Origin of the sequence: Kosakonia sp. H7A (genome assembly GCF_003028445.1) — a bacterium.
In the GTDB taxonomy this organism is placed as follows: Bacteria; Pseudomonadota; Gammaproteobacteria; order Enterobacterales; family Enterobacteriaceae; genus Kosakonia; species Kosakonia radicincitans.
Genome location: NZ_PYTZ01000013.1, coordinates 34,223 through 51,342, shown reverse-complemented (window position 1 = coordinate 51,342; position 17,120 = coordinate 34,223). Strand labels below are relative to the sequence as shown.

The 17,120-nt window shown below is 58.1% G+C and carries 13 protein-coding genes; 11 read left to right on the top strand and 2 right to left on the bottom strand.

What is annotated here, in order from left to right:
- Positions 1 to 84 precede the first annotated feature (84 nt).
- The 11 genes from cysJ to CWM66_RS25790 all read left to right on the top strand — a co-directional run bounded on the left by cysJ (position 85) and on the right by CWM66_RS25790 (position 13,534).
- Entirely contained in the window at positions 85 to 1,890 is a 1,806-nt protein-coding gene (cysJ, locus tag CWM66_RS25840; RefSeq protein ID WP_007373298.1) for an NADPH-dependent assimilatory sulfite reductase flavoprotein subunit, read from the top strand.
- Entirely contained in the window at positions 1,890 to 3,602 is a 1,713-nt protein-coding gene (gene cysI, locus CWM66_RS25835; protein ID WP_007373299.1) for an assimilatory sulfite reductase (NADPH) hemoprotein subunit, read from the top strand. Before cysJ ends, cysI begins: the two co-directional genes overlap by 1 nt.
- A 108-nt stretch (positions 3,603 to 3,710) precedes the next feature.
- A complete protein-coding gene (gene cysH / locus CWM66_RS25830) occupies positions 3,711 to 4,445 on the top strand; it encodes a phosphoadenosine phosphosulfate reductase (protein ID WP_007373300.1) in 735 nt (244 codons plus the stop codon).
- 95 nt (positions 4,446 to 4,540) lie between these two features.
- A complete protein-coding gene (locus tag CWM66_RS25825) occupies positions 4,541 to 5,419 on the top strand; it encodes an NAD(P)-dependent oxidoreductase (protein ID WP_035889476.1) in 879 nt (292 codons plus the stop codon).
- A 346-nt stretch (positions 5,420 to 5,765) separates the two neighbouring features.
- Entirely contained in the window at positions 5,766 to 6,482 is a 717-nt protein-coding gene (locus CWM66_RS25820; RefSeq protein ID WP_072438049.1) for a FadR/GntR family transcriptional regulator, read from the top strand.
- Positions 6,479 to 7,492 carry an ABC transporter ATP-binding protein gene (locus CWM66_RS25815; RefSeq protein WP_072438051.1) on the top strand — a complete coding sequence of 338 codons (1,014 nt, stop codon included), beginning with the start codon at positions 6,479 to 6,481 and terminating at the stop codon, positions 7,490 to 7,492. Before CWM66_RS25820 ends, CWM66_RS25815 begins: the two co-directional genes overlap by 4 nt.
- Positions 7,489 to 8,556, top strand: coding sequence for an ABC transporter ATP-binding protein (locus CWM66_RS25810; RefSeq protein ID WP_071920246.1), 1,068 nt, complete (start codon positions 7,489 to 7,491; stop codon positions 8,554 to 8,556). The genes CWM66_RS25815 and CWM66_RS25810 overlap by 4 nt, the downstream gene beginning before the upstream one ends.
- Before the next feature lie 12 nt (positions 8,557 to 8,568).
- On the top strand, positions 8,569 to 10,083 hold the full coding sequence (locus CWM66_RS25805) for an ABC transporter substrate-binding protein (protein ID WP_007373306.1): 1,515 nt from the start codon (positions 8,569 to 8,571) through the stop codon (positions 10,081 to 10,083).
- Positions 10,084 to 10,103: 20 nt separating this feature from the next.
- A complete protein-coding gene (locus tag CWM66_RS25800; RefSeq protein WP_007373307.1) occupies positions 10,104 to 11,048 on the top strand; it encodes an ABC transporter permease in 945 nt (314 codons plus the stop codon).
- Positions 11,048 to 11,923: an ABC transporter permease gene (locus tag CWM66_RS25795; protein ID WP_007373308.1), complete on the top strand. Its 876-nt coding sequence runs from the start codon at positions 11,048 to 11,050 to the stop codon at positions 11,921 to 11,923. Before CWM66_RS25800 ends, CWM66_RS25795 begins: the two co-directional genes overlap by 1 nt.
- Before the next feature lie 9 nt (positions 11,924 to 11,932).
- The gene (locus tag CWM66_RS25790; protein ID WP_035889473.1) at positions 11,933 to 13,534 is read left to right on the top strand and encodes a gamma-glutamyltransferase family protein; all 1,602 of its coding nucleotides are present in this window, start codon (positions 11,933 to 11,935) and stop codon (positions 13,532 to 13,534) included.
- 163 nt (positions 13,535 to 13,697) lie between these two features.
- Here CWM66_RS25790 and CWM66_RS25785 read toward each other — a convergent pair whose 3' ends face one another.
- Complete coding sequence (locus tag CWM66_RS25785) at positions 13,698 to 14,468, bottom strand: amidohydrolase (protein ID WP_007373310.1); 771 nt, start codon at positions 14,466 to 14,468, stop codon at positions 13,698 to 13,700.
- A 111-nt stretch (positions 14,469 to 14,579) separates the two neighbouring features.
- Positions 14,580 to 17,027 carry an acyl-CoA dehydrogenase FadE gene (gene fadE / locus CWM66_RS25780; protein WP_107147607.1) on the bottom strand — a complete coding sequence of 816 codons (2,448 nt, stop codon included), beginning with the start codon at positions 17,025 to 17,027 and terminating at the stop codon, positions 14,580 to 14,582.
- Positions 17,028 to 17,120 lie beyond the last annotated feature (93 nt).

The following is a 17,120-nucleotide window of genomic DNA, read 5'->3' as shown; positions in this document are numbered from 1 at the left end:
CCCTTATCGTTTTTGCGTTGTTGACCGCGAAAAAGTCTGTCTGCAAAACGAAGGGGAATTTTCGCTACTGGAACATGACAACGCATGACAACTCAGGCTCCACCTTCCGCGTTGCTGCCGCTAAACCCGGAGCAACTGGCGCGCCTTCAGGCCGCAACCACTGATTTGACGCCCACCCAGTTAGCCTGGGTTTCTGGTTATTTCTGGGGCGTACTGAACCAACAGCCCGCAACAGCAGTTACCGTACCGACATCTGCCGCAGAGATCCCGGCAATTACGCTAATTTCCGCGTCGCAAACCGGCAACGCTCGCCGCGTGGCGGAAGCGCTGCGCGACGATCTACTGGCAGCGAAACTTAACGTCAACCTGGTTAACGCCGGTGACTATAAGTTCAAACAGATCGCTAACGAAAAATTACTGGTGGTGGTGGCCTCCACTCAGGGCGAGGGCGAAGCGCCGGAAGAAGCTGTTGCGCTGCATAAGTTCCTGTTCTCGAAAAAAGCGCCAAAACTGGATGGCACTGCCTTTGCGGTGTTCGGCCTTGGCGATACGTCGTATGAATTCTTCTGCCAGGCGGGGAAAGACTTCGACAGCAAACTTGCTGAGCTGGGCGCGGAGCGCTTGCTGGATCGCGTTGACGCTGATGTCGAGTATCAGGCTGCGGCTGCCGAATGGCGTGCGCGCATTGTCGAAGTGTTGAAAGCCCGCGTACCGAAAGACTCTCCGGCGCAGGCGGTGGCGAGCGCGACGGGCGCGGTGAACGAGGTTTTCTCCAGCCCCTATACTAAAGAAGCGCCGTTGACGGCGAGTTTGTCCGTGAACCAAAAAATCACCGGTCGTCATTCCGAAAAAGATGTTCGCCATATCGAAATCGATCTCGGGGATTCAGGGCTGCGCTACCAGCCGGGTGACGCGCTGGGCGTCTGGTATCAGAACGATCCGGCCCTGGTGAAAGAACTGGTGGAACTGCTGTGGTTGAAAGGCGATGAGCCGGTTACGGTTGACGGCAAAACACAGCCGCTCGCTGAAGCGTTGCAGTGGCACTTCGAGCTGACGGTCAACACCGCCAACATCGTGGAAAATTACGCCACGCTGACGCGCAGCGAAACGTTGTTGCCGCTGGTGGGTGATAAAGCCCGGTTGCAGCACTATGCTGCGACAACGCCGATTGTTGATATGGTGCGTTTCTCCCCGGCACAGCTTGATGCGCAAGCGCTGATTGGTCTGCTGCGTCCGCTGACGCCGCGGCTCTATTCCATTGCCTCTTCGCAGGCGGAAGTGGAAAACGAAGTGCATATCACCGTCGGCGTGGTGCGTTACGAAGTGGAAGGGCGTGCGCGTGCGGGTGGTGCTTCCAGTTTCCTTGCGGATCGCGTGGAAGAAGAGGGCGAAGTGCGGGTGTTCATTGAGCACAACGATAACTTCCGCCTGCCAGCCAACCCGGAAACGCCGGTGATTATGATTGGCCCGGGCACGGGCATTGCGCCGTTCCGCGCCTTTATTCAACAACGCGCGGCCGATGAAGCGCCGGGTAAAAACTGGCTGTTCTTTGGCAACCCACACTTCACCGAAGATTTCCTCTATCAGGTGGAGTGGCAGCGTTACGTTAAAGAGGGCGTGCTGAATCGCATTGATTTGGCCTGGTCCCGCGATCAAAAAGAAAAAGTCTACGTACAAGACAAACTGCGCGAACAGGGCGCAGAACTGTGGCGCTGGATCAATGACGGTGCGCACATTTATGTCTGCGGCGACGCCAATCGCATGGCGAAAGATGTCGAGCAGGCTTTACTGGACGTGATTGCCGAATTCGGTGGCATGGATACCGAAGCGGCGGATGAATTTTTAAGTGAGCTGCGCGTTGAGCGCCGTTATCAGCGAGATGTCTACTAATGAGTGAAAAACATCCCGGCCCACTGGTGGTCGAAGGTAAACTGGCCGACGCCGAGCGTCTGAAGCTCGAAAGCAACTATCTGCGTGGCACGATTGCAGAAGATCTGCACGACGGCCTGACCGGCGGTTTCAACGGCGATAACTTCCTGCTGATCCGTTTTCACGGCATGTATCAGCAGGACGACCGCGATATTCGTGCCGAACGCGCCGAGCAGAAGCTGGAGCCGCGCCACGCGATGATGCTGCGCTGCCGTTTGCCGGGCGGCATCATTACACCGAAACAGTGGCTGTCGATCGATAAATTTGCCGACGATAAGACGATCTACGGCAGCATTCGCCTGACCAACCGCCAGACGTTCCAGTTCCACGGCATTCTGAAAAAGAACGTCAAACCGGCACACCAGATGCTGCACGAAGTTGGTCTGGACGCGCTGGCGACCGCCAACGACGTTAACCGTAATGTGCTGTGTACGTCGAACCCGGTTGAGTCGGAACTGCATGCAGAAGCCTACGAGTGGGCGAAAAAGCTCTCCGAACATCTGTTGCCGCGCACTCGCGCTTATGCGGAGATCTGGCACGACGCCGAGAAAGTGGCGACTACGGACGAAGAGCCTATCTTGGGGAAAACTTACCTGCCGCGTAAGTTCAAAACCACGGTGGTCATTCCGCCGCAGAACGACGTGGATCTGCACGCCAACGACATGAACTTTGTGGCGGTCGCGGAAAACGGCAAGCTGGTCGGTTTTAACCTGCTGGTGGGCGGTGGGCTTTCCATTGAACATGGCAATAAGAAAACCTACGCCCGCACCGCGAGCGAGTTTGGTTATCTGCCGCTGGAACATACGCTGGCGGTGGCGGAAGCAGTGGTGACGACCCAGCGCGACTGGGGTAACCGTACTGACCGTAAAAATGCCAAAACCAAATACACGCTGGAACGCGTTGGCGTCGACACCTTCAAAGCGGAAGTGGAACGCCGCGCGGGGATCAAATTCGAACCGATTCGCCCGTACGAATTCACCGGTCGCGGCGATCGCATTGGCTGGGTGAAAGGTATCGATAATAAATGGCACCTGACGCTGTTTATTGAAAATGGCCGTATTCTGGATTATCCGGGCCGTCCGCTGAAAACCGGCCTGCTGGAAATTGCTAAGATCCATAAAGGCGACTTCCGTTTAACGGCGAACCAGAATCTGATTGTGGCCGGCGTGCCGGAAAGCCAGAAAGCGAAAATCGAAAAACTGGCGCGCAGTCACGGCTTAATGGATGCGGTGAAACCGCAGCGTGAAAATTCTATGGCCTGCGTGTCGTTCCCGACCTGCCCGCTGGCCATGGCCGAAGCCGAACGTTTCCTGCCTTCATTTGTGGATAAAGTGGAAGCGGTGATGGAGAAACATGGCGTTGGCGACGATCATATCGTGCTGCGCGTCACGGGTTGCCCGAACGGCTGCGGCCGCGCGATGCTGGCGGAAGTGGGTCTGGTCGGTAAAGCGCCGGGCCGCTACAACCTGCATCTTGGCGGTAACCGCATCGGGACGCGTATTCCGCGTATGTTCCGGGAAAATATCACCGAAACGGAAATTCTGGCGACGCTTGATGAACTGGTCGCACGCTGGGCAAGCGAGCGCGAAGAGGGTGAAGGCTTTGGCGATTTCACCATTCGTGCCGGGATCGTCCGTCCGGTACTCGATCCGGCGCGCGATTTCTGGGAATAATGCATAATACCGGATGGCGGCGTAAACGCGTTATCCGGCCTGGGGTTGGCGTAATTTGTAGGCCTGATAAGTGAAGTGCCATCAGGTAATAAACACGGTGAGGAACTTATGTCCAGACTCGATCTGAATGCGCTGAATGAACTGCCGAAAGTTGAACGTGTGCTTCAGCTTGCTGAAACCAATGCGCAACTCGAAAAGCTGAACGCCGAAGAGCGCGTCGGCTGGGCGCTGGAAAACCTGCCGGGCGAGTATGTGCTCTCCTCCAGCTTCGGTATCCAGGCGGCAGTAAGCCTGCATCTGGTCAACCAGGTTCAGCCGAACATTCCGGTGATCCTGACTGATACCGGCTACCTGTTTCCGGAAACCTACCAGTTTATTGACGAGCTGACGGACAAGCTCAAGCTGAACCTGAAAGTATTCCGGGCAGAGCAAAGCCCGGCGTGGCAGGAAGCGCGTTACGGTAAGTTATGGGAACAGGGCGTTGAAGGCATTGAAAAATACAATGAAATCAACAAAGTTGAACCTATGAATCGCGCTCTTGCCGAGCTGAACGCGCAAACCTGGTTTGCCGGTCTGCGCCGTGAACAATCCGGCAGCCGCGCCAATCTGCCGGTGCTGGCTATCCAGCGCGGCGTATTTAAAGTGCTGCCGATTATCGACTGGGACAACCGCACGGTATATCAGTACCTGCAAAAGCACGGCCTGAATTATCACCCGCTGTGGGATCAGGGTTATCTGTCCGTAGGCGACACGCACACCACCCGCAAATGGGAGCCGGGCATGGCGGAAGAAGAGACGCGCTTCTTCGGATTGAAACGCGAATGCGGGCTGCACGAAGGCTGACAGAGCAGCATCAAACTTTGAAACACAATGAGGCAGGGAGGAATCCCTGCCTTTTTTATAGTTAAACACAGTCACCTAACAACAGGAGCATTGTGATGAAGATTGCGTTTCTGGGGCTTGGCACCATGGGGTTGCCAATGGCCGCGAATCTAATCAAAGCCGGTTATCAGGTTCAGGGCTGGAACCGCTCTGCCGGGCCGCGCGAGAAACTGGCATCGCTGGGCGCCACCGCAGCGGAAACGGCCGCAGAAGCGGTGAGGGATGCTGATGTGGTTATTTCCATTCTGGCGGACGATAACGCCACGCGCAGCGTCGTGCTGGAGGGCAATGTGCTGGCAACGCTGAAACCCGGGGCTATCCACCTGAATATGGCGACTATCTCTGTCGATCTGGCGGTAGAACTGGCGCAACTGCACCAGGCGCGTAATATCGGTTATCTTGCCGCGCCGGTACTGGGGCGGGTAAATGTTGCCGAAGCGGGGCAGTTAAATATTCTGGCGGCTGGCGACAGCGCGCTGCTGGCAAAGGTGCAGCCGCTGCTGGATGTGCTCGGTCAGAAGACCTGGTATCTTGGTGCGCGGCCGGAGCAGGCGAATGCCGCGAAGCTGGCGGTCAACTTTATGATCGCCAGCGCCATTGGCACGATGGGGGAGGCGGTTGCGCTGGTGCAGGGGCATGAGGTCAGTAAAACCGATTTCATTGATTTAATCACCTCCACGCTGTTTGCCGCGCCGGTCTATAAAGGTTACGGCCAGGCGATTGCCAGCGATACCTTCGAGCCAGCCGGCTTTAAGCTGGCTCTGGGGTTGAAAGATGTGCGTCTGGCGCAGGATGCCGCCGAGCGGGTGAATGTGCCAATGGCGATTGCCGGTACGCTGCGCGCAGCGCATGTCGAAAGCCTGGCCCATGATGAAGGGCATCTGGACTGGGCCGCGCTGGCGCGTACCGCCGCCCGCCGCGCCGGACAACTTTAGCAAACCTGCCGGATGGCAGCTCCGCCTTATCCGGCTTACACCACAGCCAACAATGTAAGCCGGTAAGCGCCAACTCCACCGGGCAATTCCTCCCGTTTTAGTGCATTCCTTGCACTAAAATTGTGCATTATCTGCTCAGTGAACCACAGCCCTTCCAGACCTCCGTTTCGCCCGTAAAAAATAAACATTAATAAATCAAAGTATTAACAAAAATTTCAAAAATATGACCGAACCAATACCTAATTGGTTCGGTAATTGCTTAGTTATAAGGGCGACACATCGCGGATTAAATAATTAACTTCATGTAATTAAAGAAAAAGATAACGCGAAATACGGATGAACCAATATGGAAAAACCGTCACGCTATCTGGCAAATTCCAGTACGGCGCTTGAACAACTTCGTGGGCTTATTCACCAACATGAGTCAACACCAGGGACTCCACTGCCCACGGAACGTGAACTGGCGGAACGCTTAGGCGTTGGGCGGCGAGAAGTACGCCGCGCGCTGGACGTACTGGAGGAAGAGGGGCGGATCTGGCGTAAGCAGGGTAAAGGCACGTTTATTGGCCCCGCTGCGCCGGTCGCGCCGCTGGCACTCCAGGGACTGGTGCAACAAACCAATATGCTGGAAGTGATGGAAGCGCGCTTGCAGGTTGAGCCGGGACTTGCGCGGCTGGCGGCACTTCGCGCCAACCCGGAAAACCTGGCGCTGATGCAGCGCATGCTGGAACGCATCGATAACGTCAATCCGGACGATCCGGATCTTAATGAGCTATGGGACAGCGCTTTTCACCGGGCCATCGCTGAAGCGGCGGGAAACCGTTTGATGCTCGGTCTTTTTGATGCCATTGACGCCGTGCGTCGCGAACCCGCCTGGCACCATTTGCGGGAGCTGGCGCGTACTCCGGCGAAGGTCGATCGTTATAACGATCACCACCACCGCATTATGCACGCCATCCGGCAGCGTCAGCCGCAGGAGTCCTTCCTGGCGATGCGTGAACATCTGCTCGACCTGCAACATGCCCTGATCCAGGCCATTCATCTCGAGGACGATACGCCATGACCACCATTCCTTTTCACGATCCCGCGCCCGTCCTGCGTCTGCACAACCTGAAGGTCCAGTTCGCCGGTAGCCCGGTCAGCGTACTGGACGGTATTTCGCTGACCATAAAAAGCGGGGAAACACTGGCGCTGGTGGGGGAATCTGGCTGCGGTAAAAGCATTACCTCGCTGGCGTTGATGGGGCTGTTGCCCAACAGCGCGCAGATCCTCAGCGGCGAAATGCAGTTTCGCAGCCACAATCTGCGCCTGCTTTCGCCGAGGGAATATGCGGATCTGCGCGGTAATGAACTGGCAATGATTTTTCAGGAGCCGATGACCTCGCTGAACCCCTCGTTCACCCTTGGCGATCAACTGAGTGAAACGGTGATGCGCCACCAGCATGTCTCCCGCCAGGCCGCGCGGGATATCGCGCTGCGGATCCTCGAAAAGGTACAAATCCCGGCGGCGGAGATGCGCCTGAAAGCGTACCCGCACCAGCTTTCCGGCGGTATGCGCCAGCGCGTGATGATTGCCATGGCGCTGATTAACAACCCGCGTCTGCTGATTGCCGACGAACCGACAACCGCGCTGGATGTCACTATTCAGGCGCAGATCCTGGCTCTGCTCAACACCCTGAAAGCCGACACCGGCACGGCAGTATTGATGATCACCCACGATCTTGGCGTGGTGGCGGAAGTCGCCCAGCAAGTCGCCGTAATGTACGCCGGGCAAGTGGTCGAGCAGGGCAGCGTGGAGGCGATTTTTGCCGATCCGCAGCATCCGTACACCATCGGCCTGATGGGCTCGATTCCCTCGCTGGGCGCACGCAAAGGCCAGCTTTCCACCATTCCCGGCGCCGTACCGTTACCGGAAGCGATGCCAAAAGGCTGCCGTTTCGCCACGCGCTGCCCGTTTGCGCAGAGCCGCTGCCACGCGGAAAAACCGCCGCTACAGCCGCTGGGCCGCGGTCATCAGGCGGCCTGTTTCCGCGTGCCCCTTGAACAACATATTGCGCTGGGAGAAACCGCATGAGCACACCGATCCTTGAGGCCCACGATCTCAGCAAACGCTTTGTCGGCGCGACGCGCCTGTTCGCGCCAAAACGCTTTGTCACGGCAGTCGATCGCATTTCGCTCGCCGTTTACCCCGGTGAAACGCTGGCGATTGTGGGCGAGTCCGGTTCCGGTAAATCGACGCTGGGCCGCCTGCTGTTACGTCTGTTGACGGCGTCCGAAGGGCGCGTTTACTACCAGGGCGAAGAGATCACTCACGCCAGCGGTGCGCGGTTAAACCAGTTGCGCCGCGAACTGCAAATTATCTTTCAGGATCCCTTCGCCTCGCTGAACCCGCGCATGACCGTGGAGCAGATCGTCGGTGAACCGCTGTGGCTGCATCTGAAAATGGGCAAAGCGGATCGCCAGGCGCGCGTCGCCGAACTGCTCTCGACCGTTGGTTTGCCTGCGGCCTGGGCGCGGCGTTTCCCGCATGAATTCTCCGGTGGCCAGCGCCAGCGTATTGGCATTGCCCGCGCGCTGGCTTCCGGGCCGAAGTTGCTGCTGGGCGATGAACCGGTGTCCGCGCTGGATGTCTCGGTGCAGGCGCAGGTGGTGAACCTGCTGGAAAACCTGAAGCAGCAACTTGGGCTGACAATGATCATCGTCGCGCACGGGCTGGCGGTGATCCGCCATATGAGCGATCGCGTGGCGGTGATGTACCTCGGGCAGATCGTCGAAATGGCGACCGTCGATGAGATCTTCGATGCGCCGCTGCACCCGTACACGCAGGCGCTGATCGCCTCTGCGCCGCAAACCCAGCCCGGCCTCAAGCGTGAAATGCCGCTGTTGCAGGGGGATTTACCCAATCCGGCCAGCCCGCCGCAGGGCTGTCGTTTTCACACCCGTTGCCCGCATGTCACCGATGAGTGTCGGCAACGCGAACCGATCGCTCAGGTACTTGAAGGCGGCCGCCAGGTCTCCTGCCATCGCTGGCAGGAGCTCAACCGTGACCGCACGATCATCCAGATTGCTCCACCCTCCGCCGCGTTCCTGCGACGCCGTGCTCTGTTCGAACACGCGGCCTCTCACTCATCCCTTTAAAGGAAAAAAATAATGATTGTGCGTAATTCTCTTTTGACCGTTCTGGGAAGTGTTATGTTGCTGGGCGCGGCGCTGCCGGCCCAGGCTGAAAGTGTGCTGCGTATTGGTTTAGGCGCGGATCCGGACATGCTCGATCCGCACCTGGCGCGCACCTACTATGGCCGCTTTGTCTTCGCCTCACTGTGCGATCGGCTGGTGGACGTCGATGAAAACCTGAAAGTGGTGCCGGGTCTGGCGAAAGAGTGGTCGTGGAGCGAAGACGGCAAAACTCTGACCATGAACCTGCGTGAGGGTGTGACGTTCCACGATGGCGAGAAATTTGACGCTGCCGCCGCGAAATTCAGCCTCGATCGCGCCCTGACACTGCCTGGCTCGCTGCGCAAAAGCGAGATCTCCTCGGTAGAATCCGTGGAAGTGACCGGGCCGATGCAAATCACCCTGCATCTGAAAACGCCGGATTCGGCGCTGCTGATGCAGCTTACCGATCGCGCAGGCGCGATGCTGGCGCCAGAAGCAGCGAAAAAACCTGACTTCGCCGCGCATCCGGTCTGCTCCGGACCATACAAGTTTGACAGCCGCGTCTCGCAGGATCGCATCGTACTTTCGCGCTTTGACAACTACTGGAACAAAGGCGCTTACCACTTCGACAAAGTGATTTATCTGCCGATCCCGGATGCCTCGGTGCGTCTGGCGAACCTGCGCGCGGGCGATCTGGATCTGAGCGAAGGCATTGTGCCAAGCGATGTGAAAACGGTGGAGAACGACGGCAAATTAAAACTGGCGAAGGTGACCGGGCTGGGGTATCAGGGCATCACCTTTAACATCAACAACGGCAAAGTCCCGGCTAACGATCCGTTTAAAGATGCGCGCGTGCGCGAAGCGTTCTCGCAGGCAATTGACCGCGAGGCGTTAAACCAGGTGGTATTCGAAGGCCTCTTCACACCGGCGAACCAGGCGTTCTCACCGGTCAGCCCGTATCACATTAACCTGCCGGTGCCGCCGCGCGATGTCGAAAAAGCCAAAGCGCTGCTGAAAGCGGCAGGCGTGCAGACACCGATCACCGTTTCGCTGCTGGTGCCGAATAACCCGACTTCGCAGCAGGTGGCGCAGGTATTACAGGCGATGACCGCCGAAGCCGGTTTTAACGTCAATCTGCAAATGACCGAATTCGCCACGCTGCTGGATCGCCAGCAAAACGGCGACTTCCAGCTCAGCTACTCCGGCTGGTCTGGCCGCCCGGATCCAGACGGCAGCATCTTCGGCTTTATTCACAGCAAAGGCACCCTCAACGATGGCCGCTACAGCAATGCGCAGGTCGATGACTGGCTGACCCAGGCGCGTCTGCATAACGATCCGGCTACCCGTAAAGGGCTGTATGAGAACGTTGTTAAACAATTGCAAACGGATATGCCGATTGCGTATCTCTACTTCGAGCCGCGCATTTTTGGGCTGAATAAAAAAGTAGAGGGCTTTAAACCTTACCCGGATGGCATTGTGCGCCTGGCAGGTATGACGTTCGCGAAGTAACGGAGTTGTAAGGAGATACCATGCTGGAATTGATATGCAAACGCCTGCTGCTCGCCATCCCGACGTTGCTGATGGTCAGTATGATGGTCTTCGGGTTGCAAAAGCTGCTGCCCGGCGATCCGCTGACGGCCATGCTCGGGGAAGAGCGCGATCCGGCAGTGATCGCCCAGCTACGCGCGGAGCTGAATCTGGATGCGCCGATCCCGGTGCAATATTTCCACTGGCTTACCCGCGCCTTGCAGGGGGATCTTGGCGTCTCCTTACGCACTCAGGAGACGGTGACGCATCTGATCGCCACCAAACTGCCCGTTACGCTGGAGATGTCTTTGCTGGCGATGATCTTCGCGCTGCTGTTCGGCATCAGCATGGGGATTATGGCGGCGGTGAACCGGAATAGCTGGATCGATCACGGCACTAACTTTGTCGCCATCTCCGGCATCTCGGTGCCGCACTTCTGGCTGGGGATTTTGTTGATCCTGATTTTCTCCGTCAATCTGCAATGGCTGCCCGCGTCGGGCTTTGTCCCCTTCAGCGAAGATCCGCTGCAGAACCTGCGCACCTTGCTGTTGCCTTCTCTGGTGCTTGGCACCGGGCTGGCGGCCACCTTAATGCGCCACACCCGCGCATCCATGATTGCTGTTCTGAAAGCAGATTACATCCGTACCGCCAGGGCAAAGGGTTTGCTGCCGAAAACGGTGATCATGAAGCACGCATTTCGTAATGCGCTGGTGCCGGTGATCACCCTGACCACGTTGCTGTTTGGTGAACTGCTGGGCGGCGCGGTGCTGACCGAGCAGGTATTTACCATTCCCGGCTTTGGCAAAATGATTGTCGATTCCGTGTTTAACCGTGATTACGCGGTGGTGCAGGGCGTGGTGCTGGTGGTGGCGATTGGCTTCCTGTTGCTCAACCTGTTGGCCGATGTGCTGTACGTGCTGATTAACCCGAAAATGCGGAGCGAATAATGGCAGAACTGACCACTACGGGCGTGGCGGCGTCGCTGCCACGTACGGAAAACCGGGTACTGAAGAAATTCCTCGCCAACAAAAGTGCGGTGATTGGCGCGGTGATTGTCGGCATCTTTGTGCTGATCGCTTTGCTGGCGCCGTGGATCGCACCGTTCGATCCGGTAAAAGCGAACTTTCTGGCGGTACGTAAACCCCCCTCTGAGTTGTACTGGTTCGGCACCGACGAACTGGGGCGCGATATTCTGTCGCGTATGGTCTGGGGAGCGCGCACCTCGTTGCTGGCCGGTTGTATCTCAGTACTGATTGCGGTGGTGATTGGCGTGCCGCTTGGCCTGCTGGCCGGTTATTTCCAGGGGATTTGGGATGGCGTGATTTCACGCTTTATCGAAGCGCTGCTGGCCTGTCCGTTTTTGATCATGGCGATCGCCCTCGGCGCGTTTCTTGGCCCAAGCCTGAGTAATGCAATGATCGCCATTGGCCTGTCGGCGATGCCGATCTTCGCCCGTCTGACGCGCGGCCAGGTGATCGCCATTCGCAACGAAGAGTATATCGACGGGGCGCGGGCGATTGGCCTGCCGGATCGCTGGATAATCCTGCGCTATGTGCTGCCCAATGTGATGTCGCCGATCCTCGTTCAGGCGACGCTGGCGATTGCCTCGGCGATCATCACCGAAGCCAGCCTCTCTTTTCTCGGCCTCGGCCAGCAGCCGCCGTATCCCTCCTGGGGCGCGATGCTGAATACCGCCAAAGGTTTTCTGGAGCAGGCGCCCTGGATGTCTGTTTTCCCCGGTGTGGCGATTTTTCTCACCGTACAGGGATTTAATTTACTCGGCGACGGGCTGCGCGATGCGCTCGATCCACGCCACGACTAAGGAGTCTCGATGACGAAAGCGATTGATTTTAAAGTAGGTTATGCCTCATACCGCGCACCGATGATGGGACACAACGCAGTAGCCACCTCCCAGCCGCTGGCGGCGCAGGCCGGCATGCGCATGCTGGCGCTCGGGGGGAACGCGGTGGATGCGGCGATTGCCACGGCGATGGCGTTGACGGTAGTGGAGCCAACCGGCTGCGGCATTGGTAGCGATGCGTTTGCCATTGTCTGGGATGGCAAAGAACTGCACGGTTTGAATGCGTCCGGTCGCTCACCGGCAAGCTGGAATGCGGATATGTTTGCCGGTCTTGATGCGGTGCCGGAGCTCGGCTGGAATGCCGTTACCGTACCGGGCGCGGTTTCCGGCTGGGTGGCGCTGGCCGAACGTTTCGGTTCGCTGCCGCTGACCACGCTGGCGCAGCCGGCGATCGAGTATGCCCGTAACGGTTTTCCTGTTTCGCCGCTGATTGGTGAGCTCTGGCAGCGCGGCTATAACAGGTTAAAAGATCAACCGGGTTTTAGCGCCTGTTTTGCGCCGGAAGGGCGCGCGCCGAAGATCGGCGAAATCTTCCGTAACCCGGCGCAGGCGAAAACGCTGGAGTTGATTGCGCAGACCAATGGCGAAGCGTTTTATCGCGGTGAACTGGCACAGAAAATCGCCGCTTTCGCGAAAGAGCATGGGGCGCACCTGAGCGAAGCGGATCTGGCAAACCATAAAGCCGACTGGGTTCCGCTGCTCTCGAAGGCGTTTGCCGGTGGTTCAGTACAGGAGCTGCCACCGAACGGGCAGGGGATTGCGACGCTGATTGCGCTCGGCATTCTTGAGCACTGCGATATTGGCCGCTATGACCCGGATTCGGTGCAGTCACTGCATCTGTCGATTGAAGCGATGAAGCTGGCGCTGGCCGATCTCGATCGTTACGTCGCTGATACCGATCATCTGGAATTCGCCGCCGACTTGCTGCTCAGCGACGACTATTTAAAAGCCCGCGCGGCGTTGATCGACCCGGATAAGGCCTCCGATTTTGTTTACGGTTCGCCGACGCAAAGCGGCACGGTGTACCTCTCCACGGCGGATGCCAGCGGTATGATGGTGTCGTTTATTCAGTCCAACTATATGGGCTTTGGTTCCGGCGTCGTGGTGCCCGAAACGGGTATCAGCCTGCAAAACCGCGGCTGTGGTTTTGTGCTCGATCCGCAACACCCGAATGCGCTGGCAGGCGGCAAGCGTCCGTTGCATACCATTATCCCTGGCTTTGCGATGGGAGCAGACGGCAAACCGCTGATGTCTTTCGGCGTAATGGGCGGGCCGATGCAGGCGCAAGGCCATATGCAGATGGCGCTGCGCATTATGTTGCACGGGCAGAACCCGCAGGCGGCGATCGATGCGCCGCGCTGGCGCGTGGTGAAGGGCAGGGACGTGGTGGTGGAAGCTACGTTTGAACGCAATCTGATTGCCGGGCTGCGCGCGCGGGGACACCGGATTACGGTGGAAGATCCGCTGGAAGGCTATCATTTCGGTGGCGCGCAGGTGATCTATCGCCTGCCGGAAGGGCACTACGTTGCGGCGACTGAAAGCCGCAAAGATGGACAAGCGTTAGTCAGTTAAAGGGCATCATGCCGGATGGCGCCTGGCTTATCCGGCCTGTGATTCTCTTCGATCTTCAGACCGTAGGCCCGGTAAGCATCGCGCCACCGGGCAGAACCTCGCGGTAAATAAAAAGGCCGGATAGCGCTTCGCTTACCCGGCCTGCAAAACTACAACCCTTGCGTTAATCGAGTGTAAACGGATCGGCATCCTGCCAGGCCGGGAACTGCGCACGATACTCCTGCAATGCGCTGAGCGACATTTCGGCGTCGATGCGGGTTGCCAGGTGCGGCTCGGCGGTGGCGATAATCTCGCCCTGCGGGCTGATCACCCGGCTGTCGCCACGGTAGTGATGACCATTGCCGTCAGTGCCGACGCGGTTGCAGCCCGCCACCCACGCCTGGTTTTCAATGGCGCGCGCCACCAGCAGCGACTGCCAGTGCAGCGAGCGCGGCGCAGGCCAGTTAGCAACATAGAGCAGCAGATCGTAATCGTTGCGGTTGCGCGACCACACCGGGAAACGCAGGTCGTAGCAAACCAGCGGCAGAATGCGCCAGCCGCGCCACTCAAATACCACGCGCTCATTTCCTGCTTCGTAGTGATGGTGCTCTTCGGCCATGCGGAACAGATGGCGCTTATCGTAAAAATGCACTTTGCCTTCTGGCTCAATCAGCAGAAAACGGTTTACCGGCCCGCGGTCGGTTTGCAGCGCGGCGCTGCCCGCAATCAGCGCATTGGTCTGGCGGGCTTTACTTTGCATCCATGCCACTACCTCGTCCTGCGACATGGACTGTTTTGCCGCTTCCATCGCAAAGCCGGTAGTGAACATTTCGGGCAGGACGATGACATCCCGGCCGGTAACGCCCTCCAGCTGGATGTCGAAATGGCGCAGATTCGCGGGTCCATCCATCCAGACTAACGGTTGTTGTAACAGTGTAATTTTCAAACCAGGCACAGTGTTGACTCCCCGTAAGACAGCATTTGCACACTGTAGCATGCAAAGACAGAAAAAAACCCGCAGTTGCGGGTTTTGGTAAGGGAAGAATGCTTTCAGGCGATTACCGCATCAGGCCGCTTCCGGTTTACGCAGCTTTTCCGGCGCCTTGACTACCGGCTGCGTTGCCAGCGCCTCTGGCGCAAAGTCATCAACGCTGATGCTGCGCAGGCGGCTGACTTCCGCTTTGCTCAGCAGCGCCGCTTCTTCCGCAGTGATCAACCCGCTTGCCAGCGCCTGCTGGGCGAGATCGTTGAGGCGGGTAAACGGCAGGTTTTTGCCCAGCGCTTTGCAGATGCGTTGGTGAACCGGATCGGCCGCCATCACATCGACCAGCGCCTCTTCCAGCAGGCCCACCGGGTTGTGCTCGCTCGGCGTCAGATACTGACCGCGCCCGATGCGGGAGCGGGTGGCGCTCGGCGTTTGCAGAATCTTCGCCACTTTGTGGTCCAGCTTATCCGACGGCGCGCGGTAATGGCGACCGGTCGGGAAAATCACCAGGCTTAATGCGCCCGCGACGAAGCGGTTCGGGAAGTTCTCCAGCAGATCGCTCATCGCCTGTTCCGCCTGATACAGCGCGTCCTGAACGCCCCAGTGGACCAGCGGCAGATCCGCTTCCTGACGGCCTTCATCGTCATAACGTTTCAGCGCTGCAGAGGCGAGGAACAGCTGGCTGAGAATATCCCCCAGACGGGCGGAGATACGCTCGCGGCGTTTCAGGCTGCCGCCCAGCACTGCCATTGAGACATCAGACAGCAGCGCAAGGTTGGCGCTCAGGCGGTTCAGATGCTGGTAGTAACGTTTGGTGGCGTCGCGGGTCGGCGTGGCGCTGGTTAAACCGCGCGTCAGGCCAAGCCACAGGCTGCGCATTTTATTACTGCCGACATGGCCGATGTGTTTAAACAGCAGTTTATCGAAAGCGTCCACATCATTATTCTGCGCGGCGGCCATCTCTTCCAGCACATACGGATGGCAGCGGATCGCGCCCTGGCCGAAGATCATCATGCTGCGGGTCAGGATGTTCGCGCCTTCGACGGTAATGGCAATTGGCGCGCCCTGGTAGGCACGTGCCAGGAAGTTGCCTTCGCCGAGCATAATGCCTTTACCGCCGGCAATATCCATCGCATCAATAATGGATTGCTGGCCGCGGTGGGTGCAGTGATATTTCACGATAGCGGAAAGCACCGCTGGTTTTTCGCCGAGCATAATGCCGTAGGTGATGAGCGAGGCGGCTGCATCCATCACATAAGCGTTACCGCCGATGCGCGCCAGCGGCTCTTCGATACCTTCCATTTTGCCGATTGGCACTTTGAACTGGCGGCGAATATGGGCGTAAGCGCCAATCCCCATCGCGACAGATTTCAGGCCGCCGGTAGAGTTAGACGGCAGGGTAATACCGCGACCAACCGACAGACATTCCACCAGCATACGCCAGCCCTGACCGGCCATTTTTGGCCCGCCAATAATGTAATCAATTGGCACAAAGATATCGTCGCCGCGGGTTGGCCCGTTCTGGAACGGAACGTTCAGCGGGAAGTGACGACGGCCAATTTCCACGCCCGGCGTTGATGTCGGGATTAGCGCACAGGTGATACCCAGCTCTTCTTCGCCGCCCAGCAGTTTTTCCGGATCCGAAAGTTTAAAAGCCAGGCCGAGTACGGTGGCAATCGGCGCCAGCGTGATATAGCGTTTGTTCCAGCTCAGACGCATGCCGAGTACCTGCTCACCCTGCCATTCGCCCATGCAGACTACGCCGGTATCGGGGATTGCGCCCGCATCGGAACCCGCTTCCGGGCTGGTCAGCGCAAAGCAGGGGATCTCCAGGCCACGCGCCAGGCGCGGCAGATAATGATTTTTTTGCTCTTCCGTGCCGTAGTGTTGCAGCAGTTCGCCAGGGCCTAACGAGTTCGGCACGCCGACGGTGATGGCAAGAATACCTGAGACGCCGGAGAGTTTTTGCAACACGCGGGACTGCGCATAAGCAGAGAATTCCAGCCCGCCGTACTCTTTCTTGATGATCATCGCGAAGAAGCGGTGTTCTTTTAAGAACGCCCACAGCTCCGGCGGCAGATCGGCCATTTCATGGGTGATCTGAAAATCGTTCGCCATGCGGCAGGCTTCTTCCACCGGGCCATCGATAAAGGCTTGTTCTTCCGCGGTCAGGCGCGGCTGCGGATAGTTGTGCAGCTTTTTCCAGTCCGGGTTACCGCGGAACAGATCGCCTTCCCACCAGGTCGTACCCGCGTCGATCGCTTCTTTCTCGGTACGCGACATCGGCGGCATCACTTTGCGGAAACCGCGAAATACCGGCGCGGAAATCAGTGCCTTGCGCATCGGCGGCAGGTTGAACGGCACCAGAATGATCGCCAGCGGCAGCAGCACCCAGATGGACCACAGCCCCATAACGCCCAGCGCGGCAGTCCACGCCAGTAAAATCACGCTGCTCAGGAGCAGATTGACCCGGTGATAAAACAGCACACCGAGGAGAACGACTGTTGCGATAAGGCTCAAAATCATCATAGAAAAAAGCTCCCTGTCTTGTAGGAGGTCTGACCACTTGTGATGTTATGGTTGTAGTGGATGAGATTTCTTTTAGCAATGTGTTTACAAAAT

What these genes read in the sequence shown, in the direction of transcription:
- cysJ (WP_007373298.1), top strand. Translation starts at nt 85, where the DNA reads ATGACAACTCAGGCTCCACCTTCCGCGTTGCTGCCGCTAAACCCGGAG.
- cysI (WP_007373299.1), top strand. Translation starts at nt 1,890, where the DNA reads ATGAGTGAAAAACATCCCGGCCCACTGGTGGTCGAAGGTAAACTGGCC.
- cysH (WP_007373300.1), top strand. Translation starts at nt 3,711, where the DNA reads ATGTCCAGACTCGATCTGAATGCGCTGAATGAACTGCCGAAAGTTGAA.
- CWM66_RS25825 (WP_035889476.1), top strand. Translation starts at nt 4,541, where the DNA reads ATGAAGATTGCGTTTCTGGGGCTTGGCACCATGGGGTTGCCAATGGCC.
- CWM66_RS25820 (WP_072438049.1), top strand. Translation starts at nt 5,766, where the DNA reads ATGGAAAAACCGTCACGCTATCTGGCAAATTCCAGTACGGCGCTTGAA.
- CWM66_RS25815 (WP_072438051.1), top strand. Translation starts at nt 6,479, where the DNA reads ATGACCACCATTCCTTTTCACGATCCCGCGCCCGTCCTGCGTCTGCAC.
- CWM66_RS25810 (WP_071920246.1), top strand. Translation starts at nt 7,489, where the DNA reads ATGAGCACACCGATCCTTGAGGCCCACGATCTCAGCAAACGCTTTGTC.
- CWM66_RS25805 (WP_007373306.1), top strand. Translation starts at nt 8,569, where the DNA reads ATGATTGTGCGTAATTCTCTTTTGACCGTTCTGGGAAGTGTTATGTTG.
- CWM66_RS25800 (WP_007373307.1), top strand. Translation starts at nt 10,104, where the DNA reads ATGCTGGAATTGATATGCAAACGCCTGCTGCTCGCCATCCCGACGTTG.
- CWM66_RS25795 (WP_007373308.1), top strand. Translation starts at nt 11,048, where the DNA reads ATGGCAGAACTGACCACTACGGGCGTGGCGGCGTCGCTGCCACGTACG.
- CWM66_RS25790 (WP_035889473.1), top strand. Translation starts at nt 11,933, where the DNA reads ATGACGAAAGCGATTGATTTTAAAGTAGGTTATGCCTCATACCGCGCA.
- fadE (WP_107147607.1), bottom strand. Translation starts at nt 17,027, where the DNA reads ATGATGATTTTGAGCCTTATCGCAACAGTCGTTCTCCTCGGTGTGCTG.